Raw genomic sequence first — 19778 nt, forward strand, 5'->3', positions numbered from 1 at the left:
CCGAAGGCCGCGGCGGGCAGGCCACCGGAGACGACCTTGCCGAAGGTCGTGAGGTCGCCGGCCACGCCGTCCTTGCCGAACCAGCCCTGGTAGCCCACGCGGAAGCCGGTCATGACCTCGTCGACGATGAGCAGCGCGCCGTTGGCGTGCGCAATCTCCTTGAGCTGGGCATTGAAGCTGGTGCCGTCCGCGGTGATGGAGGAGACGGTGCCCATGTTGCCCGGGGTGGCCTCAGTGATGATGGCGGCAATCTGGCCCTCGTTCTCCGCAAATGCCTTCTTGACGGCCTCGATGTCGCGGTACGGCACCACGACGGTGTCGCTGGCGGCAGCCTTGGTGATGCCCGGGGAGTCCGGCAGGCCGAAGGTGGCCACGCCAGAGCCGGCGGCAACGAGCAGGGAGTCCACGTGGCCGTGGTAGCAGCCCTCGAACTTCAGGATCTTGTCGCGACCGGTGAAGCCGCGAGCCAGGCGCACGGCGGACATGGTGGCCTCGGTGCCGGAGTTGACCAGGCGGACCTTCTCCACGCTCGTACGGTTGACGATTTCCTCGGCCAGGTCGACCTCCAGGGAGGTCGGGGCGCCGAAGGACAGGCCACGGGAGGCGGTCGACTTCACAGCCTCGACGATCTCCGGGTGGGCGTGCCCGTGGATCATCGGCCCCCAGGAGCACACCAGGTCCACGTAGGGCAGGCCGTCAGCATCGTGCAGCTGGGAGCCGGAGGCGGAGGTGATAAACGGGGAGGTCCCGCCGACAGAGCCGAAGGCACGCACCGGGGAGTTCACACCCCCTGGGATGAAGCGGCGTGCTCGCTCCATCGCCGCCGCGCTCTCGTGGTGGCGCTCCTCGGCAGCCGCGTTGTCGTTGGTGTTGGTCGAACCCATCGCCTACATCGCCCTTTCTTGTGAAGATTCCTCGTCGGTTTAATGCACTACGCCCCTCATCCTACCGATGGCCCCGGACACCCCTGCTGGCCCGTGGGCCCGCCTGGCCAGCAGGCCTCTGGCCTAGCAAGCCGACTGCGCCGGGCGCGGCTGTTCACCCCGGCGCGCAAATATCTCGCCCCCTAGCGGCTGGCGACGCCGGGGCCGGTGATGTGCTCCTGCAGTTCGCGGCCATCCTCCGTGGCGCTCAGGCGTGCGCTCTCCACGAACTGCTCGCGCTGCTCCGCCCGGCGGCGGCGCTCCCGGCGGCTGCGCAGCCGCTCGACCCAGCCCTGCCAGGTGTGCGTGTGCCGCATCGTGGCGGCGTTGTAGTTGTGACGCAGGATGCGGGAGCTGCGCCACTCGATCATGGTGGAACTCAGCAGCATCACCACCGTGGCGGCCATCGGATTCATCACGCCCGCCACAGCCAGGGTGATCGCGATGGCGTTATACGCCCAGGCCAGCCACACATTCCAGTCCACGGTATTGCGCACGTGGCGGACGAAGTTAATCAGGGTGGGGATCGCCATGACGTCGTCCCGAAGCAGGACCACGTCCGCGCTATCGGCATCCGTCCGGCTCGGGGAACCCATGAGGATGCCCACATCCGCCACCCGCAGTGCGCCGATCGAATCCTGGTCGCCGACCATCGCCACCCGGTGCCCGCGGGCATGCACACCGCGCACGGCCTTGGCCTTCTTGCCTGGCACCACGCCGGCCAGCACCGTGGACACGCCGATGGAATCCGCGAGGTGGCGGGCCACCGGGTACATGTCGCGGGACATCATCAGCGTCTCCACCCCCATCGATTCCAGCTCCTCGATCGCGAGGGCGGCGTCGTCCTTAAAAGCATCGGCGACGTTGATCACGCCGCGGTCCTTGCCCTTCCAGGACACGACGACGGGGCTGCCACCGGACAGCGCCGCGGAAGCCAGGTGCGGGTCGCGCACCTCGCCCAGGTCCTTCGGCCGCCAGATCCGGGCGGTGACGCGACGGACGTTCTCGTCATCCGTCAGGTCCGGGGAGGCCGGCAGCTCGTGCCGGTCGCGGCGCACCACGTCCTTATAGTTCTTCCCCTTCGGCGGGACCGGGACGTCGATGGAGCCCACGAACGTGCCCTCCGCGTTGACCTTCACCTCGCCGGTTTCCAGCCACACGGGGATGGTGTCGAAGCCGGAGTTCGCGTCGCGGGTCTCTCGGTCCGCGCGGACGATCGCCTTGGAGACCGCGTGATCGGATTCCATCATCAACGAGGCCGCGACGCGCAGCACCAGCTCCGGGTGCTCCCCGTGGGCGGCCGTCACGTTCACCACATTCATCGGCGCCCGGGTGAGCGTGCCCAGCCGGTTGAAGATGATCGAGTCCACGCCGGAGAGCCGGTGGATCGTCGCGCTATCGCGCAGCAGCATGCCGTAATTCGCCGCCCGAGCAAGCCCCAGGCGCAGGGCCAGCGGCGCGGAGAGGGCCAGCGCCACCGGCCCCACCGCGGCGAGGACGGAGAGGCTGGTCGCCACGGCGGCGTCCAAGGAGCCGTTGAAGATCAGCCACATGCAGAAGTCCACCACCGCGATGGCGAAAGCCCACGGCACCAGCAGGCTGGCCGAGCGGTTGGTGATCTGCGCCATCCGGTTCTCGTCCTGCGCGGCGTGGGTAAACCAGCGCCCCATCGCGGCCAGGCGGGTGTGCGAGCCGGTGGCGTGGGCCCGCACCTTGAGCGTCTGCCCGTGATTCGTCGCCCCGGCGTAAATCCGGTCGCCGACCACGAGCTCCTTCTTGCGGTCCACTCCCCCGACCGGCCCCATGTCCACGACGCCGCGGCCGCTGATGACTTCGCCGTCCACCGGGCACGTCATGTCCGTTTCCAGCAGGACGTCATCGCCACGCCTGATCTCCGCGGTGGAGATGACCTTCTTCTCCGACTTGTTCTTCCGAATGACGGTGATCGGCTCGTTCTTCGGCGGTTGCAGCACCGCTAGCACGGCCCGGGTGCGGATCTGGTTCCGGCGGGAAAGGAGGCGACCGAAGAGCAGCAGGATCGTCACGCCGCACGCGACGTCGAAAAAGATCGCGCCTTCGAAACTCGGATCGGACCAGGTGCGGGCCAGCCACACGGTGCTGGCCCGCCACGTCGGGTCAGAGGCGGAGGTCGTGATCAGGGAGAGCACTGAGAAACCGTAGGCCAGCAGGATCGCCAGGCTGCTCGCCCCGTCGAGGGCGGACATGCTGCGGCGCACACCGGCGACCATCGCGCGGTGGAAGGGCCAGGCCGACCAACCCACCACGACCGTGGACAGCGCCAGGCACACCCACTGCCACCAGTCGAACTGCAGGGAGGGGATCATCTGCATCGCCACGACAGGCAGGCCGAAGACGATCGCGATGATGAGCCGCCAGGCGGTCACCAGCTCGCGGGCGGTGTGCAGCACTTCACCGGCGCGGGCCTCCCCACGGCGGCGCGCACCCGCCCCCTGCTTGCGGCGCCGGGCGGCCATGATGGCGCGCTCGCGGGCGGATTCGCGGCGGGAGCGGATGCGCGGGTCTTGCTTCGTCAGGCGGGTGGCGCGGCGGCGCAGCGAGGAGGCGGTGAGATGCCCGCGGATCCCGGCATCTTCGAGGTGGCGCTGCACCTCGTCGGGCCGCACGCTATCCAGCGCGGAGATCCACACCATGTTGGCGGAGTACACCACCACTGCCTCGACCCCGTCGATGGCGTTGAGTTCATATTCTAGGGAGGTGGCCTGCGCCGCCGACTCCAGATTCTCCAGGTGGAATGCGTAGGACGTCAGTCCGTTACCCGTGCTGAGCACGTTGCTGTGTTCTTCGGCGTCGAAATTTTCGACGTCCACGCCGGCCGCTTCGGCCGCGGTGCGGGCCTGCGCGATAGCCAGGTCGAGTTCCTGGATATCGTCGCCCCGCCCGGGTTGGGGTGTGGAGAATTTTCCAGCCATCGGCTCAGCTTAGGCCTTATCTTCGCTATCGGCGTTCTCATCCTGGGACTTCCCCCAGGGAGCGCGACGCTTCTTTCCGCCCTTGTGCTTATCGCGTTCGCGGCGAGCCTGCTCGTATTCCTCGGCGTAGCGCTCGACCTCTTCGCGGCTCGGGATGCCGAACCACTCCTCGTTGCCGGGTCGGGACATGAACCACATGCCCACACCCGCGGTCACACCGGCCAGGATGCTGAGCACGCCGAGGGCGAGGACGAAGCCCACCGCCATCGTCGGCGGCCCGGAGGACAGGCTCATCAGCACCGCGGTGAGCATGAGGTAGACGGAACCCACGTTGAGGAACATGCGGGAATACACCGCGCCGCGCCCGGCGCGCAGGGTCAGCCACGCGCAGATCAGGGCAGCGATGACGAGCCAGGCGGCCGTCAGGGCATTCGTCCCCAGGACGAGGGTGTCGATGGAGACGTTCTCCGTCACCTCGTCAGGAACACCGGCCCCCTCCTCGATCGTCTTGGTGACGGTGCGGCGCAGGTCGCGGTCGTCGCTCAAGTTCGCGGCGAACTGGACCAGGGCGTAGAGGATCTGCAGGCCGCTGACCGCCAGCCAGGCGCGCACGCCCAGGCGGACGTTCTCCGGCGCGTCCTCGAGGCTCGGCGCCAGGCCATCCGGGCGCCCCACCTTCGGTGGCTTGGGCAGCTCCGGGGGCGGGCCCGGGTTCGGGCTTCCCTGATTCTTAGAGCCATTGCCGGACTGCCACTGATTGCCCCGCCCCTGAGGGTTGTTCCAACCGGGCCCGACCGGGCCGCCGTCCTCCGGCTTGGGGTAGCCGGGGATGTGCCCGTTATCGGGGCTGGCCTCCCATTGCCGGCCCTGCTGGCCACGCGGCCGCGGCGGACGGGACTGCCCGGAGGGAGTGGGAGAAGAAGAATTGCTCATAAATCGCAGATCAAGGGGTCGAGTGGAGAAAATACGTGCCGACAATCAGCGGAATTGTCGGCACATCCTTCGGCTAGCCGCGCAGCATCTTCGCGACGGTCGTCGCCCAATAGGTCAGGATGATGTCCGCACCGGCGCGGCGAATCCCCGTCAGGGACTCCATGATCGCCGGCTCCAGATCGATCCAACCGTTCTGGGCTGCTGCACTGATCATCGCATATTCACCGGACACCTGATAAGCGGCGACCGGAACCGGGGACATGTCCACGACCTCCCGCAGCACGTCCAGGTACGGCATCGCGGGCTTGACCATCACCATGTCCGCGCCCTCGTCGATGTCCATCTGGGTCTCCAGCAGGGACTCCCGCCGGTTGCGGGGGTCCTGCTGATAGGTGCGGCGGTCGCCAGTCAGGCTGGAGCCGACGGCCTCGCGGAACGGGCCATAGAAGGCGGAGGCGTACTTCGCGGAGTAGGCCATGATGGAGACGTCCTCGTGGCCGGAGGCGTCCAGGGCCGCGCGGATGACCGCGACCTGGCCGTCCATCATTCCGGACGGGCTAACGATGTGGGCGCCGGCATCCGCCTGGGCGACCGCGAGGGCGGCGTACTGCTGCAGGGTGGCGTCGTTGTCCACGATCTGCTGGCCGAAGGCGTCCTCGCCCTGCACCCCGCAGTGGCCGTGGTCGGTGAACTCATCGAGGCAGGTATCGGCCATGACGAGGATGTCGTTGCCGAACTCCTCGCGGATCGCGCGGAGGTTCTTGTTCAGGATCCCCTCCGGATCCACGCCCACGGAGCCGGTGGCGTCCTTATCCTCGTCGAGCGGAACACCGAAAAGGTCGATGGAGCCCACGCCCGCCTCCGCGGCTTCCTCGACGGCGCGCAGCAGGGAGTCGGTGGTGTGCTGGTAGACCCCCGGCAGGGAGCTGATCGGCTTTGCCTCGCTAAGGCCGTCCGCGACGAACATCGGCAGGACGAACTGGCTCGGGTTCAGGCTGGTCTCCGCCGTGAAATCGCGCATCACCGGGTTGGTGCGCAGGCGGCGCGGACGGCGGGGAATATTGAACTGCAGCTGGGAATTCTGTGCGGATTCAGACATAGCACCGATGGTACGCCACGGGGCAGACACCACCGTTGGCCCAGCCCGCTGCCTCCCGGCTGGCTGCGGGGGTACCGGCGGTTGCGCGGGTTCCGTGGCTGACTGAGCCTACGGGGTGGGTTTTAGTCGGTGGCTTCATCGGCCAGACGCACGGCCCAGGTCACGGTCTCGTCGCCTTCGTCCGTGATCCACAGGGCTTCGACGGTGGCCCGCAGCCCCGCCGAACCTTCCGCCTCAGCGAGCAGCTCCGCGGGCGGGTGGATCATCGTGCCGAGCAGCGTGCGCCGCACCTCCGCCCCGGCCAGCGCCTCACCGGCCTCCGCGATGAGCAGTGGCTCGCGCGGTTCCTTAAAGTCCGGGGTGCCCACCTCGCCGCGCACGTGCAGCCGAACCTCGCTGGGCACGTGCGGGCTGGCGATCACGAACGGGTCTGCGGCGTTCACCGCGGGCAGCTCGCCCCAGGCTGCCAGCCCGATCTGCTGCTTCTGCCCCTTGGGTCCGCCCCATGCGCTCGTCGCGAGGATCGGGGCGTCCTCCCCCTGAGCGAAACCCTCCGGGAGGCCGTCGAACTCAGCGAGCGGGCGGACCGGGACCACGTTGCGGGTGTCCTGCGACGGTGTACCACCAGCTGGGTTGGAACCGCCGTGCTTCTTCTTCGCCGCCATGGCTCCTACTTCACCACAACATGCCCCGTCGCGCCGCGTTCGGCGTCCACAAAGCGGTGGTTGACGAAGGGGTACGTCCCCGCCTCCGGGAATTCCGCCTCCACGAATCCGCCCTGCGCGGGCTGAAGGTCGAGTGCCTGCCCCGCACCGCTCGGCTGGTTGCGCACCGTGTAGGAACCCTCCTTGTACATCACCGGGAATTGCGTACCCACGATATGGAAACTCTCGGCGATATTCGGGCCAGCGTTGAGCAACCAGAACCGCGCCCGCTGCCCCGGTTCCAGGCGCAGCGGGGACTGGACGTACTGGTTCTCCAACCCGTTGAACACCACCGCGCTCGGTTGGGCGGTCTGCAGGAGTTGCTCGTCCACCGGCTGTTCCGAGTCAGAGACCAGACCGTAGACCTCCGACTGCACCAGCAGGAACTCTTTATCCACCGGATCCAAGTCCGGCGGATCGATGATCACTGCGCCGAACATACCGGCCGCCACGTGCAGGCTCATCGGCATTGTCGCGCAGTGGTACATCCAAATCCCGGCGTTATCCGCGGTGAAGCGGTACGTCAGCTGCTCCCCCGGGGCGATGTCCCGCATGGGCTCGTCCGGGGAGACGATGCCCGCGTGGAAGTCGATGGAGTGGTTCATCGTACCGGAGTTCTTCAGCACGATTTCGAAGGTATCCCCGACCTTGCCACGCAGGGTCGGTCCCATCGGCTTGCCGTTGAAGGTCCACCAACCGCGGGTAGCTCCGCCCTCGTGCGGGGTGCCTTGAACCTGCTGGACGTCGATCGTGATCCGGTGGGTGCGGTTCGCGCTCGCCGGAGCGAGTTCCGGGTCCCGCATCCACGCCGGATCGAGCGGCGTATCGGGCACCTCCTCACCTGCATTTCCGGAACCGGCACCTGCGGCAACGTGTCCCGGCCGGGCTCCTGCACCGGGAGTCCGCGCCCCCTCGCCATCACCGCTGGTGTGAACCATGAAGGTCATGCCCTGCATGCGGTGGCCCGCGATGGTGCACCACCCTTCCACGTCCGCGCTGATGAGTCCGGCGTCGAGTACACGGGTCTCGCCCGGAGAGACGCGCCCCGTCTCGGCCCCACTTGCGAGCTTCAGATCGTGGTCCTGTTTGTCATCGTTGGTGAGCACGAGCTCGAGTTTGTCCCCGGGCGCCACGGTCACGCTGTTGGGATGGAAGGCCATACCCTTGGCGGAAACCTCCACCCGCACGGTGTTACCCGTGGGGGCAACCTGCGAATCGGTAGCAGTATTCGTGGAACCAACCGATCCCCCGAGGGCAGCCCCGCTGGCCAGCACCAGAGCAATCGTCGCGATGGCAGCAGCCACTTCGGCGACTCCACCGCGCCGTGCTCTCTCTGTCGGGCGCTCGCGGGTGTCCAAAAACTCCGCGGTCTCCTCGCCGAGCTGATCCGCCCGCTCGATCTCAGGGCGCTCGGCATCTTTCTCTCGGTGCTCGCGCGCGAAGGCGGCCAGCTGTGCACCTTGATCCTTCACAGCCCGGGGAATCAGTGGCAGCACGAGCGCGAGTGGCAGAAGGGTCAGCACCGATACAGCAACCTTCAGCCAGCTGCTGATCGGCAGCAGCCACACCGCCAAGCCCAGGTTTAGCAGCACCGTGCGGAACGTCCCAGCCCAATCCAAAGCCTTCAGGCCCGCGTTGACGGCGGGACGTGGGCCGCCGATCGTGATCGGCAGCAGATAGCTCATCACCCCCAGCAGCAGCTGGGCCGCAAACCCCACGGTCAAAGCCAGGGTGGGCAGCGTAGCCTCGCTAGCCGGGGTTCCGTTGGCGATCTGGCCTGCGAGCCACAGCAGGCCACCAATGAGCCACATCGGGGCAGCCACCATAGCCACGCCCGCGAACACCGGCGCGTTCCCGCTAAAGATCCCGCGCAGCAGTGCTGGGGCATAAGCAGACAACAGGATCACCCAGGCGGCCACATAGGCGACGAGCCCGCCAAGGACCACGAAGCGCTGGTCAAGAAGCGCACCACCGCCGATGGTGAGGACTCCTATCCCCTGCAGGATGATCACGAACCACAGTCGCCCAGCCGCATCGCCCAACCCGGTATATCCGTCGTGCTTCTTGCCACTGCCCAACGCGCCCTGCAGCTGTGGGGCAAGGAAAGTCAGGCTAGCGGACGCGGTGCAGCCCAAAAAGCCCAGAACGTTCACCGCGGTGTGCGCCAGGAGGAGTCGTTCTTGCCACGGCGAGGGCATACCCACTGCCAGGAGCGCACCCGCGATTGCACCAATCGGTAGGAACAGTGCCGCGAGAATGTACGCGCTGACGGGCACCAGTGGCAGAGTGTGATCCATGCTGGCCCGGGCTTTTTGAGCCTCCCGCAGCAGGCTTAGTGCATGTGAACTCAAGCTCAGTCCCACGACCGCAGCACCAACAACCGTGATGCTGTGCGCGATCGTCAGCGCGGCATCGAAAGCGCCTTCAACCCCCGTGCCGAGCTGGCCGATCATCGTCAACGCAATGCCTGCGTTGAGCACCCAGATGCGCCTCAGCTGGCGAGGCCGGGCGGAATCCGGGCATCGCTGGTCCAGCAACTGCTCGGTGAAGCGTTGGGACCACACGACGATGGAGTTGGTCACTGCGCCCAGAGTAAGTAGGTGAATGAGCACCCAGCGGTATTCGGGCAGAGCAGGGTGAACTAACCCGGCGACCAGCAGGAGGCTCAGCCAGATGTTGACCGGACGCCCGGCTCGCCGGTGCCACGACTTCCGCCCACTATGCAACCCGGTTCGGTCTTTCGCCATGTTTTCCAGCCTACTGAGAAGCACAAACCCGCCGGCATCACGTGCCGACGGGTTTCATGGCTTCTCCCCTACTTCGCCGCTGTTTGCTCGCTGCTCTTCTTCCGACGACGGCGGCGCTTGCGTGGCGGCGGCAGCTGCCCCTTCGCACGCAGGTCCGCCACGTGGGCGGCCAGCGCATCCACCAGCTCCGGAACGCCGGCAACCTCCGGCATCACGTCCACCCGCAGCCCGTGCTCCCGGGCGGTCTGGGCGGCCATCGGCCCAATGCAGGCGATGATGGTGCGAGAGTGCGGCTTACCGGCGATGCCCACCAGGTTCTTCACCGTCGAGGAGGAGGTAAAGCACACCGCATCGAAGCCACCGGACTTGATCATGTCGCGGATCTCCGGGGCCGGTGGGGCGGCACGGACGGTGCGGTAGGCGACGACGTCGTCGACCTTCCAGCCCAACTTCAGCAGCCCCTCGACCAGGACCTCCGTCGCGATGTCTGCGCGCGGCAGCAGCACCCGGTCGACCAGGTCCAGGTCCGGGTCGCGGGCCGGGAACACGTCCACGATGCCGGAGGCGTTGCGGGCGTCGTCCTTGGGCAGCAGCTCCGGGGTAATCCCCAGGGCCTGCACTGCGCTGGCGGTCTTCGGGCCCACCGCGGCCACTCGAACCCCGGCCAGGGCGCGGGCGTCCAGGCCAAAGTCCTGAAGCTTCTCCCAGGTCGCCTTCACCGCATTGACGGAGGTGAAGACCACCCAGTGGTAGTGGCCGTCCACGAGGTTCTTGATGGCGCGCTCCATCTGCGCCGGGGTGCGCGGCGGCTCCACGGAGATCGTCGGCACCTCCACGGGAATCGCGCCGTGACTCGCCAGGCGCGTGCTCATCGGCGCGGCCTGGGCCTTCGGGCGCGGCACCAGCACGGTCCAGCCGTACAGGGCGCGGTTCTCCCACCAGGAGTACTTGCTGCGGTTGCCCGCCTGGGAACCGATCGTGACCAGCAGCTGCTCCGGCAGCTCGCCGTCCTTCGCCGCAGGGCCGGAGGCGGCCGCGACGGACTTTAGGGTGTCCAGGGTGACGTCGTAGCTGCGCTGCTTGCGGGTCGTGCCGTGCAGGGTGACGGTGGCCGCGGTCGAGCCCGGGATGTTGCGTTCCTTCAGCTCGCTGGCGATGGTGGCCAGGTCGCCCGGCGCGGCGGTGAGGATCAGCGGCAGTCCGGCGGAGGCCAACTGATCCCAGTCCGCGCCGCCGCGCACGTCGGCCTCCGTGAAGTCCGAGCCCACTCCGATGCCCGTGAACGCAGGCACCGCAACCGAGCCGGTCATGCCAGGCACGACCTGGAAGTCCACGCCCAGGTTCGCGACCTCCTGCAGCTCCATCATCACGGCCTGGTTGGACAGCGGGTTGCCAGCCACCAGGCGGATGACGTCCTCGCCCTCGCGGGCCAGCGAGACCATCTCCTCGGCGATCTGACGCGCGCTCAGCTGCTGAACCGGCTCGGCCTCCCCCTCTGCCACTGCGCCCTCCCCGACGAAGGGCGCGGCGATCCGGATCTCAGCGGCGGTCGGTGGCGCGGGGCGGGGTGGCTTACGGCGAGCGCCCGCCTCCTTCGCCGCGGCGACTTTGGCCTGCCACTCGGCCTCAGCGGCATCGATCTTGTGCTGCGGGACAGGCACCCTAGCGCCCACCAGGGCGCGCACCCCCTCCAGGACCTCGGGGTCCACCCACGCGTGAGCGGTGCTCTCCAGGGCCTTCTGGGCGCGAACGGTCAGCAGTTCCGGATTTCCGGGGCCGGCACCAACGAACAGGACGCGGCCTGTCCCCTGCGGGGTAAGTCCGGAGGTAGTCATACTGATCTTTTCCATGTCATTTCGGGGCAGTTCCGAGGGGAACGCTCTTTCGGGCGGCGGGGTGAGGCGGCTCGCGGTACCCCACCCTGGGGTTCTGCGAGCCCACTGTTAGCTCTCGCGGGCCTCCGCCACGAGCTCTGCGGCTCCAGCGTCCAGCAGGATCCGGCCGATCTCGGCGCCGACGCCGGCGGCAGCCGCGCGCCAGTCGCCCGCCAGGTCAATGTCCACGGTGCGGGTCTCCAGCAGCTTGCGGGAGCCGTCGATGGCGAACACACCACCGGTGACGGTCAGCTGATTCTGCTCATCATTCAGGGTCGCGTGCGCGGCCACCGGGGCGGAGCAGCCCGCCTCCAGGGTGGAGAGCACTGTGCGCTCGCCGACCACGCAGGCGTAGCTCGGGATGTGGTTCTGATCAGCCACGGAGTTCCAGGCCTCCTCATCATCCGCGCGGACCTCCACGCACAGCGCGCCCTGTGCCGGGGCGGGCAGGATGAGCTCCGGGTCGATGGACTCGGCGGCCTTGTCCAGCCAGCCGACGCGCTCCAGCCCGGCGCGGGCAAGGATCACGGCGTCCAGGTCGTCGCCGACGCGGCCCATGCGGGTACCGATGTTCCCGCGCAGCGGCAGGATCTGCAGGTCCGGGCGCAGGGCGCGCAGCTGGGAGACGCGGCGCGGGGCCGAGGTGCCGACCTTCGCGCCCTCCGGCAGCTCCATCAGCTTCTTGTTATCCACGCTGATCAGGACCTCGCGGGAATCCACGCGCTCCGGAACTACCGCGCGGAAGCGGGCGTCCGGGGCGGTCGGCAGGTCCTTGAAGGAGTGCACCGCCACATCACATTCACGATCGTCCAGCGCAGTGCGCAGCGTCTCGGTGAACACGCCCACACCGACCTGTGCGACCGGGATCTGGGAGGCCTGGGAGGCGTCGCCCGGGGTGTGGACGATATGCAGCTCAGCGTCGTAGCCGGCGTCGATCATGCCCTGGCGGACATGGCCTGCCTGCGTAGTAGCCAGCGTGGAACCACGCGTGCCGACGAGCAAACGGCGATTATTAGTCATCGTCTTTCCCTCCTGGGGTCGAGGCCTGAGTCAGGTCCTGGTAGGTCGAGCGGTACACGGCCCGCGCGGTGGATACTCGATTTTCTTGCGGTTTTTGCTTCTTCCGCTCGTTCGCACCTTTCACCACGCTGACCTGCTGGGTCATGCCGGTCGGCAGGTTAAACAGCGCAGCCAGGGCATCTGGGTAGCTGACGAACTGGCCCGCGGCGGAGAGCTTCTTAGCCTGCACCGTCGGGGTGTGCAGCAGTTTCTCAACGAGGCGGCGCATCGAGCGGTTCACGGCCTCGCGGTCCTCGTCGGACATCCCCGGCGTCTGTCGCTGCAGCGCGATCATCTCATTGCTGAGCGCATCCATGGCCTGCTGGCGCAGCGCCTTGACGGTGGGGACAACAGCCTGGGCGCGCTGCTGCTCCAGGAAGCTTTCGAGCTCCTCGGCGACGATGCCGCGGGCGGCGTCCTCGTCCTCGATGGTGTCCTCGGTCATCCCGGTGAGTTCTTCGATATTGATCAGCGCAACCCCTGGCACGTCGGCCGTGGCCTGTTCGATATCGCGGGGCATGGACAGGTCGATGAGGACCTGCTGGTGACCATCGCGGACCCGTTGCGCGGCCTTGATGTCCGCCGCGCTAACGACGGTGCCCACCGCACCCGTCGCGGAGACGACGATGTCCGCCCCCGTCAGCGCCGCAGGCAGTGCGTCCAGGCCGATGCCGCGGGCCGGCACGCCAGCCTCCACCGCGTGGGAGGCCAGCTGCTCGGCGCGGTCAACGGTGCGATTGGCAACGGTCACGTGCTCGATACCGAGGCGTCCGAGGTGGGTGGATGCGAGGGAGGCCATCGCTCCGGCCCCGATGACGACGGCGCGGCGCCCGCTCAAGGCGTCGCTGCTGGCCTCTGGGATCCCCAGCACGGTCAGCGCCCGGTCGAGGGCGAAGCTCACCATCGAGGAGCCGGCGGAGTCGATCTCCGTCTCGCTGTGGACGCGCTTGCCAGTGCGCAGGGCTCGCTGGGTCAGGTCGTGGAGCGTACGCCCGACCGTGCCGGCACCCTTCGACTCCTCATAGGCGCCACGGAGCTGGCCGATGATCTGCTGCTCCCCCAACACCATGGAGTCCAGGCCGGAGGCCACGTTGAGCATGTGCTCCACCGCGGCGTCGGAGTAATGAACGTACAGGTGCGGCTCCAGGTCACTGTCGTCGAGGCCGGAGTAGGTGGCGATGGTGTCCACGATGTGGTCAAGGCCGGGGTGGAAGGCGTTGGCGACCGTGTAGAACTCCATCCGGTTGCAGGTAGATAGCACCAGCGCCTCGGAGAGGGAGTCGTGATCAAGCAGGGCGTTTTCCAGCTTGGGAAGGTCAGTGTCGACCATGGAGACCTGCTCGAGGAGTGAAACCGGAGCGGACCGGAAGGAAAGCCCGACGAGCAGCACAGCGGCGGAACCGGTATGGATGTGCCCAGCCATCGGTCTTGCCTCCTCGCGAACCCGGCTCATTGCCCGGGTCTTGGGGCCGCCGACGGTGGGCCGAATGCTCCCCCCGTGGTGAGGGGTGATGCACCGCAGCCGACGAGGTCGGTAGCCAGATGCTGCTGATGGGCGCAGCTCCCCTGCCGACGCTTGTCATCGGCTCTTTAACAGCTACCTACGGTATCCCTTAACCGACCCCTATGACAAAACAGCCACAGCCGGCTGTTATAGGGGCGGACAGCGCGAGGTGATCAATTCGACTGCCACACCCCCTCGGCGCGCCACGCTCGGCGTTTTAGCCCTCGAGCGCAGCCGCGAGGTCCTCGTTGTCGACTTCCCAGCAGGCGAATTCCTCGTCGTCGAGGAGCACGACGGGCACGCGGTCACCGAATTCCATCTTCAGCTCCGGGTCCTCGTCGACGTCGACCCGCTCCAGCGTAGCGTTTTTTGCCGCGACGACCGGCCGGATCTGCTCCCAAACCCGGGCGCAGGAGCCGCAGGTTGCGCGGGTCAGGAGGGTCACGATTTTCTTCTCATCACCAGTCACGGATTCAACGGTACCTTGGTAGCCGTGGGCGAGATTAAGTCATCAGCTTTCCGTATCAGTCAACCCATCCAAATCATTCAACCGACCCAACACAACTTTTCCCCCGTCACCCCAACACAGTTAGAAAGCGGCCGAGCCTCCGTCCATGGGGCATGGTTGGCCGCGGGCGGCACACTGAGGTTGTCCCCGCCCAAAGCGGATGTTCCGCAAAACCCCAGCACCGCGGCATTCTTCGACCTGGACAACACGATCATCAAGGGGGCGTCCTCCCTCTGGCTGGCGCTGGGGCTGGCCTCCCGGCGCTTCTTCACCGTGGGAGACATCGCGGGCTTCGCGTGGAAGCAGGCGAAGTTCATCCTCTCTGGCACCGAGAGCCAGCCGGATATCGCCTCCGGCAAGCAGCGGGCGCTCGAGATCGTGCGCGGCCGCAGCGAGGCCGAGGTCGTGGCCCTCACCGAGGAGATCTGGGAGAGCACGATTGCCCAACGGATCTTCCCGGGTGCCCGCGAGCTCGCCGAGGAGCACCTGGAGGCCGGTCACAGCGTGTGGCTAGTCACCGCAGCTCCGGTGCAGCTCGCGCAGGTCATCGCCCGGGCCCTGGGATTCACCGGGGCCTTGGGAACGGTGGCGGAAGTCTCCGATGGGAGGTTCACCGGCCGGCTGGTGGGAGATATCCTGCACGGCCCCGAGAAGCGGGACGCCGTGGCTGCCCTCGCGCAGCAGCAGGGCTACGATCTTTCGCGCTGCGTGGCTTACTCGGATTCCTATAACGACATGCCGCTGCTTTCCCTGGTCGGCCAGGCCGTCGCGGTGAACGCTGATCCCCGCCTGGCGGAGGCAGCCCGAGAGCGGGGCTGGCCGACGGTGGAATACCGCAAGCACGATCCGAAGCGCACGCTGCGGGCGGCCGAGGCCAGCGCGACGGCCGCGGGCATGCTGGCGGCCGGGGCGGTGGGGTGGCTCCTCCTGCCCGCCCTCGCCGGCGCGCTCGCCCGGCGCTAGCCCCCGTATTTGCGGTCCCAGCATTTGTGGCCTTCATTGGGCTTTCTCAGTGCTGGGCCGCCAGGCCCTTCTTCGCTTCAGGCGCCTAGGCAGCACAAAGCCCCAGCGGGGCCGGTTGGCTCCCACTGGGGCTCGTGCGGCAGCATCGCAGCCGCCTCGTCGCGAGCGCTTCCTCGCGAACCGCGAATCGGGCGCACAGCCCGGTGGCGGCTTACTTGCCCAGCTTGCGACGCTGCACGCGGGTGCGCTTCAGCATCTTGCGGTGCTTCTTCTTGGACATGCGCTTGCGGCGCTTCTTAATCACAGAACCCATCGTGGGCACCTCACTTCAAATTGTTGAAAACTCGTATGCCGCGCCATCGCGACGGTTCCGCAGCCCCGGTAGGCGGCTGCCGTCCGGAAGTCAGCGAACAAGGCGAGCCCTACGCTTCAGTGCTTAATCGCCGGGGCGACCCGGGAGCTCACATAGGACACGAATTATTAAATTCTACCGCTCCGGTGGCTGAGCGCACAAAAATCGGCCCATTAGGGCCGGTTTCTTACACCGCGGTGGCGGCACTAAACCCCGACTGTCACGGCGCTGGGGCCGCTGTCGGGAAAGCTTTTTCTAACCAGTCTGCCCCTCGGAGGCGTCGTAGACGGACGCACCGAGGTACTCGCTCACTGCCTGCTCGTGGACGCGGAAGGAGCGACCCACGCGCACCGCCGGCAGGTCGCCGGCGTGCACCAGGCGATACACAGTCATCTTCGACACGCGCATCAGCTCTGCGACCTCAGCGACGGTCAGAAAGGTTCCTTTGTCATTTCCACCCATTGGGTTAGCCATAAAGTCTTATCTCTTTCTTCACACGACCCCGCGCTGCAGACTTCCCCTTCTGCAGGACATCACGCGGCCACGCTTTCCTCACCACTATAACGTGAACCAAGTGACGCTTGCGCATTCAGGGACGATTATGTCGAAAGTGCTATTTGTTTCTTTTTGTGACTTGGGTTGACCAGTGCAAACAGTTCGGCACCCACCACCCCCAACCTCAAGTTTCACCTAAGACTCTCCCCGTCCCGGAAGTCTTGAAATTACAAAAAGAAGCCCGCCGCGCACTGCGGCAGGCCCCGTGGTGCGCCCCCTCACGCACTATCCTTAACCCCCTTACGCGCTATCGCTCCACACCCCCACGATGCGCCGCCTCCCCCACGGCGCCCCTTGGCGCCCCTAGTCCCCCTTCTGCGGGGCACCGAGCTCCACGGAGCGATCCCGGCACGCCTCCATCGCGCGGAAGAAGGCGCGCCGTAGCCCCTCCTCCTCCAGGGTGCGGGTCGCCATGGAGGTCGTCCCGCCCGGGCTGGAGACCTTTGTGCGCAGCTCCACCGGCCCGTCGCCGCCCTCGGCAAGGCCATTGGCCATCATCTGGGCCGCACCCTCCGCGGTACCGATCGCGAGCTTCTCGGCCAGCGCCCGTGGGAGGCCCAGATTCACGCCTGCGTCAACCATCGCCTCGGCGACGAGGAAGAAGTAGGCCGGGCCGGACCCGGAGACCGCCGTGACCGCGTCGATGTCCTTCTCCTTGACGATCACCGCGGTGCCTACCTTGGCCAGCAGCTCGCGTACTGTTTTCAGCTGCTCCTCCGTTGCGAAGCGGCCACCCGCGACCGCGCTGGTTCCCTTGCCGACCAGCATTGGGGTATTCGGCATCACGCGCACCACCGGGGTGCCTGCGGGCAGCACGTTTTCCATCGCACCGATGGTCACACCGGCGGCGACGGAGACCGCGACCGTCGTGGCGTCGTTATCGTCCAGCTGTTCCGCGACCTCGTCGAAAACGGAGAGCGTGCCGTCGGGCTTCACGCAGTTGAATAGGACGTCCGCCTCCACCGCGGCGGTAACCGAGTCCTCCGCGGTCAGCACGCCGTAACGGTCCGCCAGCTCGGTGAGCCGGTCCTCGCTGCGGTTCGCGACGATGATGTTCTTCGGGTCAATTCCGTCTGCGACGAGCCCGGCGATCAATGCTTCGCCGATGTTCCCGCCGCCGATAATTGCGATTCGAGTCATGCCCTCCAGGGTGCCAGCCCGGCGCGTCGATTGCAGCGCTTGCGTGCAGCTCCCCCGTTTTCGGTGGTCCCCCATCCAGTTGTGAGGACGTCGCCCTCCGGCGCCACAGCACCCCGCCCGAACGTGCCCAGTCACCCAAAAAGAAAAGCGCGCCTCGCGGCGCGCAGAAACTTAGATGCTCATGATCAGCCGTGGGCCGATGGTGAGCACCAAGCCCACCACGAAGGTGAGGATCATGATGAGTTTGTCGCGGTGGCGCAGCAGTGCGTGCACCACGCCGACCATCACGAGGGTCACCGCGAGGGCGAGCACCAGCACCAGCACCGCTGGCAGGGAGCCCCACAGGAGCTTGAAGCCCAGGAAGACGCCAATCCCGACCAGGATGGCCGCGATGGCCTGGCCGATGAGGGCTGGCCAGGAGATGGTGTCGTCCTCGTACTCGATGACCTCGTCTTCGCCGAGGGTGCGCTGCAGCTCTTCGAGCTCCTCAGGGCTGTGGAACTCCTCCGGAGCGGGCCCCTCTCCCTTGCGCTCCGCATCGGAGCCCCGCGTGGCGGCGGCAGTGCCGGCAGCACCGGTGGTGGCAGCAGCCGCTGCGGCCCCGGCGCCAGAGCCCTTCTGGTCAGCGTCCTTACGATCAGCGCCCTTGGCCGGCGCCTTCGCAGCCGAAGCGTTCTTCGCCGCAGGCTTCTGCGCAGCCTCGGTGCCCTCAGCCTGATCCGCGGTGACCTTTGTGATCAGGGCCGTCTGCTCGGTGGACGGCTCGGTGTTCTTCTTTGCCGGCGCGGACTTATCGGTGACAGCCGGGATCTCGGAGGTCTTTTCCTCCGGACGCTGCGCCGGAGCCTCGCGGCGGTCGACAATCGCGGAGCCAGCGGCAGCCGCGTTCTTGGGCTCAGGCTTCTTCTGCTCGGGCTTCTTCTGTTCAGCCTTCTGGGCCGCTGCCTTCTTGGCCTTATCTTCTGCAGCCTTCTTGGCCGCAGCCTCTTCTTCAGCCTTCTTCGCCGCGGCCTTTTCCTCAGCTTCCTTATTGGCGGCAGCTTCCTTGGCCTTCTTCGCTTCGGCCTGCTTGGCCTTTTCGGCCTCGGCCTTCTTAGCTTCAGCCTGTTCGGCAGCCTTGGTCTGCTTGGCCTGCTCGGGCTTCTCTGTCTTTTCAGCCTTATCGGCCTGCTTTGCCCCGGCCTCAACCCGATCGGCCGTGGGCTGCTCACGCTTGTCAGCGCCCGCTGCGGGCGCGGTGGAAGCTTCGCTCTCGGTATCCTCGACGACCGGGATCGCGCCGGTCAGCTCGGCAACGGAAATGCCACCCTCGTCGAGGCTGCGACGGCGCCGGCGGCGGCCGCTATCAGAAGAGGTGCGACCGCTGCGGGCGAGCAGTTCCGCGACCGTAAGCTTCTCACTCATCGAATGTTCCCATCAATGTCCACGTGAACATACAAATAACTGTTTCGCATAGTATACGAAGCGCCATTTTTGGTTTTGTTCATTCCACACCCTAATGGCGCTAGGAAACTAAGAAAAATCTTCGAAAGCCACGTCCGTGTGGTGGAAGATCATTCCCTCACGCAACGCCCACGGGCAAATATCCAAGGAATCCAGGTCCAGCTTGCGCATCGCCGCCTCCGCGACCAGCGCGCCAGCCACCACCTGGTGGGAACGTTCCTGGCTCACGCCCTCCAGCTCCGCTCGGTCCGCCGCGGTCATGCGAGAGATGAAAGCGATGAGCTGCCGCAGGCCAGGCTGGGTCAGGGTTCGCTTCACCCGTGGTCCCGCGGAGCTCGGCGCCGCACCGGTCAGGCGGGCGAGCATGCGGAAGGTCTTGGAGGTTCCCACCGCCACGTCGATGGGGCCGGCATCCTGGAATTCCTTGATATTGGCGTCCAGCTGCTCCTCGATGAACTCCCGCAGGTTCTTCACGGACTTCCGGGACGGTGGATCGCTGTCGAACCATTCCCGGGTCAACCGGCCCGCGCCCAGATCCAGGCTCAGCGCCACGTCCGGGCTCTCTGTGGTCCCCACGGACATCTCCAGGGAACCGCCGCCAATGTCGAGGTCGCAGATACGGCCAGCCGACCAGCCATACCAGCGGCGCACCGCGAGGAAGGTCAACCGGGCCTCTTCCTCGCCCGTGAGGATTTGCAAACGCACGCCGGTGGCATCCTCGACGGCATCCAGCACCTTCTCGGAATTATTCGCGGAACGGATCGCCGACGTCGCAAACGGCAACAGCTCCTCGCAGCGGAACTGTTCCGCCATCTCCGAAGCCAGACCCACGCCGCGCGTGAGCTTATCGATCCCCTTCGAGTTGATGTTCCCCTTCTTCGAGAGGTACTCCACCAACCGCATGGGGGTTTTCCAATTACTCATGGGAGTTGGCGGGCCACCGTACTGGGCATCCACAACCACGAGGTGAACCGTATTACTGCCAACGTCCAAGACACCTAATCTCACGTTTTCAGCCTATCG

At 66.8% G+C, this 19778-nt stretch carries 16 protein-coding genes; 1 reads left to right on the forward strand and 15 read right to left on the reverse strand.

Translation table 11 applies throughout. From position 1 onward, the window contains the following. From Q1V78_RS02495 to Q1V78_RS02540, 10 genes are all read right to left on the reverse strand, one after another. Nucleotides 1-884, reverse strand: an 884-nt coding sequence (locus Q1V78_RS02495; RefSeq protein WP_300611273.1) for a glutamate-1-semialdehyde 2,1-aminomutase, incomplete at its 3' end; no start/stop codon positions are given. A gap of 182 nt (nt 885-1066) precedes the next feature. Beyond that, the gene (locus tag Q1V78_RS02500; RefSeq protein WP_300611275.1) at nt 1067-3874 is read right to left on the reverse strand and encodes a cation-translocating P-type ATPase; all 2808 of its coding nucleotides are present in this window, start codon (nt 3872-3874) and stop codon (nt 1067-1069) included. A gap of 9 nt (nt 3875-3883) precedes the next feature. Continuing rightward, entirely contained in the window at nt 3884-4807 is a 924-nt protein-coding gene (locus Q1V78_RS02505; RefSeq protein WP_300611277.1) for a hypothetical protein, read from the reverse strand. Nucleotides 4808-4880: 73 nt separating this feature from the next. Then, complete coding sequence (gene hemB / locus Q1V78_RS02510) at nt 4881-5906, reverse strand: porphobilinogen synthase (RefSeq protein WP_300611279.1); 1026 nt, start codon at nt 5904-5906, stop codon at nt 4881-4883. A 122-nt stretch (nt 5907-6028) separates the two neighbouring features. Then, nucleotides 6029-6571, reverse strand: coding sequence for a hypothetical protein (locus tag Q1V78_RS02515; RefSeq protein WP_300611281.1), 543 nt, complete (start codon nt 6569-6571; stop codon nt 6029-6031). A gap of 5 nt (nt 6572-6576) precedes the next feature. Further along, on the reverse strand, nt 6577-9357 hold the full coding sequence (locus Q1V78_RS02520; protein ID WP_300611283.1) for a multicopper oxidase domain-containing protein: 2781 nt from the start codon (nt 9355-9357) through the stop codon (nt 6577-6579). Between the two features lie 68 nt (nt 9358-9425). After that, nucleotides 9426-11192: a uroporphyrinogen-III synthase gene (locus Q1V78_RS02525; RefSeq protein ID WP_300611285.1), complete on the reverse strand. Its 1767-nt coding sequence runs from the start codon at nt 11190-11192 to the stop codon at nt 9426-9428. Nucleotides 11193-11300: 108 nt separating this feature from the next. Next, nucleotides 11301-12251: a hydroxymethylbilane synthase gene (gene hemC, locus Q1V78_RS02530; RefSeq protein WP_300611287.1), complete on the reverse strand. Its 951-nt coding sequence runs from the start codon at nt 12249-12251 to the stop codon at nt 11301-11303. After that, nucleotides 12244-13713 (reverse strand): glutamyl-tRNA reductase, encoded by a 1470-nt coding sequence (locus Q1V78_RS02535; protein WP_300611290.1) that lies wholly within the window; start codon nt 13711-13713, stop codon nt 12244-12246. The genes hemC and Q1V78_RS02535 overlap by 8 nt, the downstream gene beginning before the upstream one ends. Before the next feature lie 298 nt (nt 13714-14011). After that, on the reverse strand, nt 14012-14263 hold the full coding sequence (locus tag Q1V78_RS02540) for a glutaredoxin family protein (protein WP_300611291.1): 252 nt from the start codon (nt 14261-14263) through the stop codon (nt 14012-14014). 180 nt (nt 14264-14443) lie between these two features. On the opposite strand from Q1V78_RS02540, the gene Q1V78_RS02545 reads away from it, so the two are divergent. Further along, entirely contained in the window at nt 14444-15265 is an 822-nt protein-coding gene (locus Q1V78_RS02545; protein ID WP_300611293.1) for an HAD family phosphatase, read from the forward strand. A 211-nt stretch (nt 15266-15476) separates the two neighbouring features. Here the strand turns inward: Q1V78_RS02545 and Q1V78_RS02550 are convergent, their stop codons facing one another. The 5 genes from Q1V78_RS02550 to Q1V78_RS02570 form a co-directional block, all read right to left on the reverse strand. After that, complete coding sequence (locus tag Q1V78_RS02550) at nt 15477-15578, reverse strand: AURKAIP1/COX24 domain-containing protein (RefSeq protein WP_012359487.1); 102 nt, start codon at nt 15576-15578, stop codon at nt 15477-15479. Nucleotides 15579-15872: 294 nt separating this feature from the next. Next, the gene (locus tag Q1V78_RS02555; RefSeq protein WP_041628442.1) at nt 15873-16079 is read right to left on the reverse strand and encodes a helix-turn-helix domain-containing protein; all 207 of its coding nucleotides are present in this window, start codon (nt 16077-16079) and stop codon (nt 15873-15875) included. A 396-nt stretch (nt 16080-16475) separates the two neighbouring features. Then, the gene (proC, locus tag Q1V78_RS02560) at nt 16476-17312 is read right to left on the reverse strand and encodes a pyrroline-5-carboxylate reductase (RefSeq protein WP_300611301.1); all 837 of its coding nucleotides are present in this window, start codon (nt 17310-17312) and stop codon (nt 16476-16478) included. 171 nt (nt 17313-17483) lie between these two features. Beyond that, nucleotides 17484-18716, reverse strand: a complete 1233-nt coding sequence (locus Q1V78_RS02565; RefSeq protein WP_300611303.1) for a hypothetical protein — start codon at nt 18714-18716, stop codon at nt 17484-17486. A 108-nt stretch (nt 18717-18824) separates the two neighbouring features. Beyond that, nucleotides 18825-19763: a Ppx/GppA phosphatase family protein gene (locus Q1V78_RS02570; RefSeq protein ID WP_070758552.1), complete on the reverse strand. Its 939-nt coding sequence runs from the start codon at nt 19761-19763 to the stop codon at nt 18825-18827. Nucleotides 19764-19778: the final 15 nt, after the last annotated feature.

The organism is Corynebacterium sp. (assembly GCF_030152825.1).
Taxonomy (GTDB): Bacteria; Actinomycetota; Actinomycetes; order Mycobacteriales; family Mycobacteriaceae; genus Corynebacterium.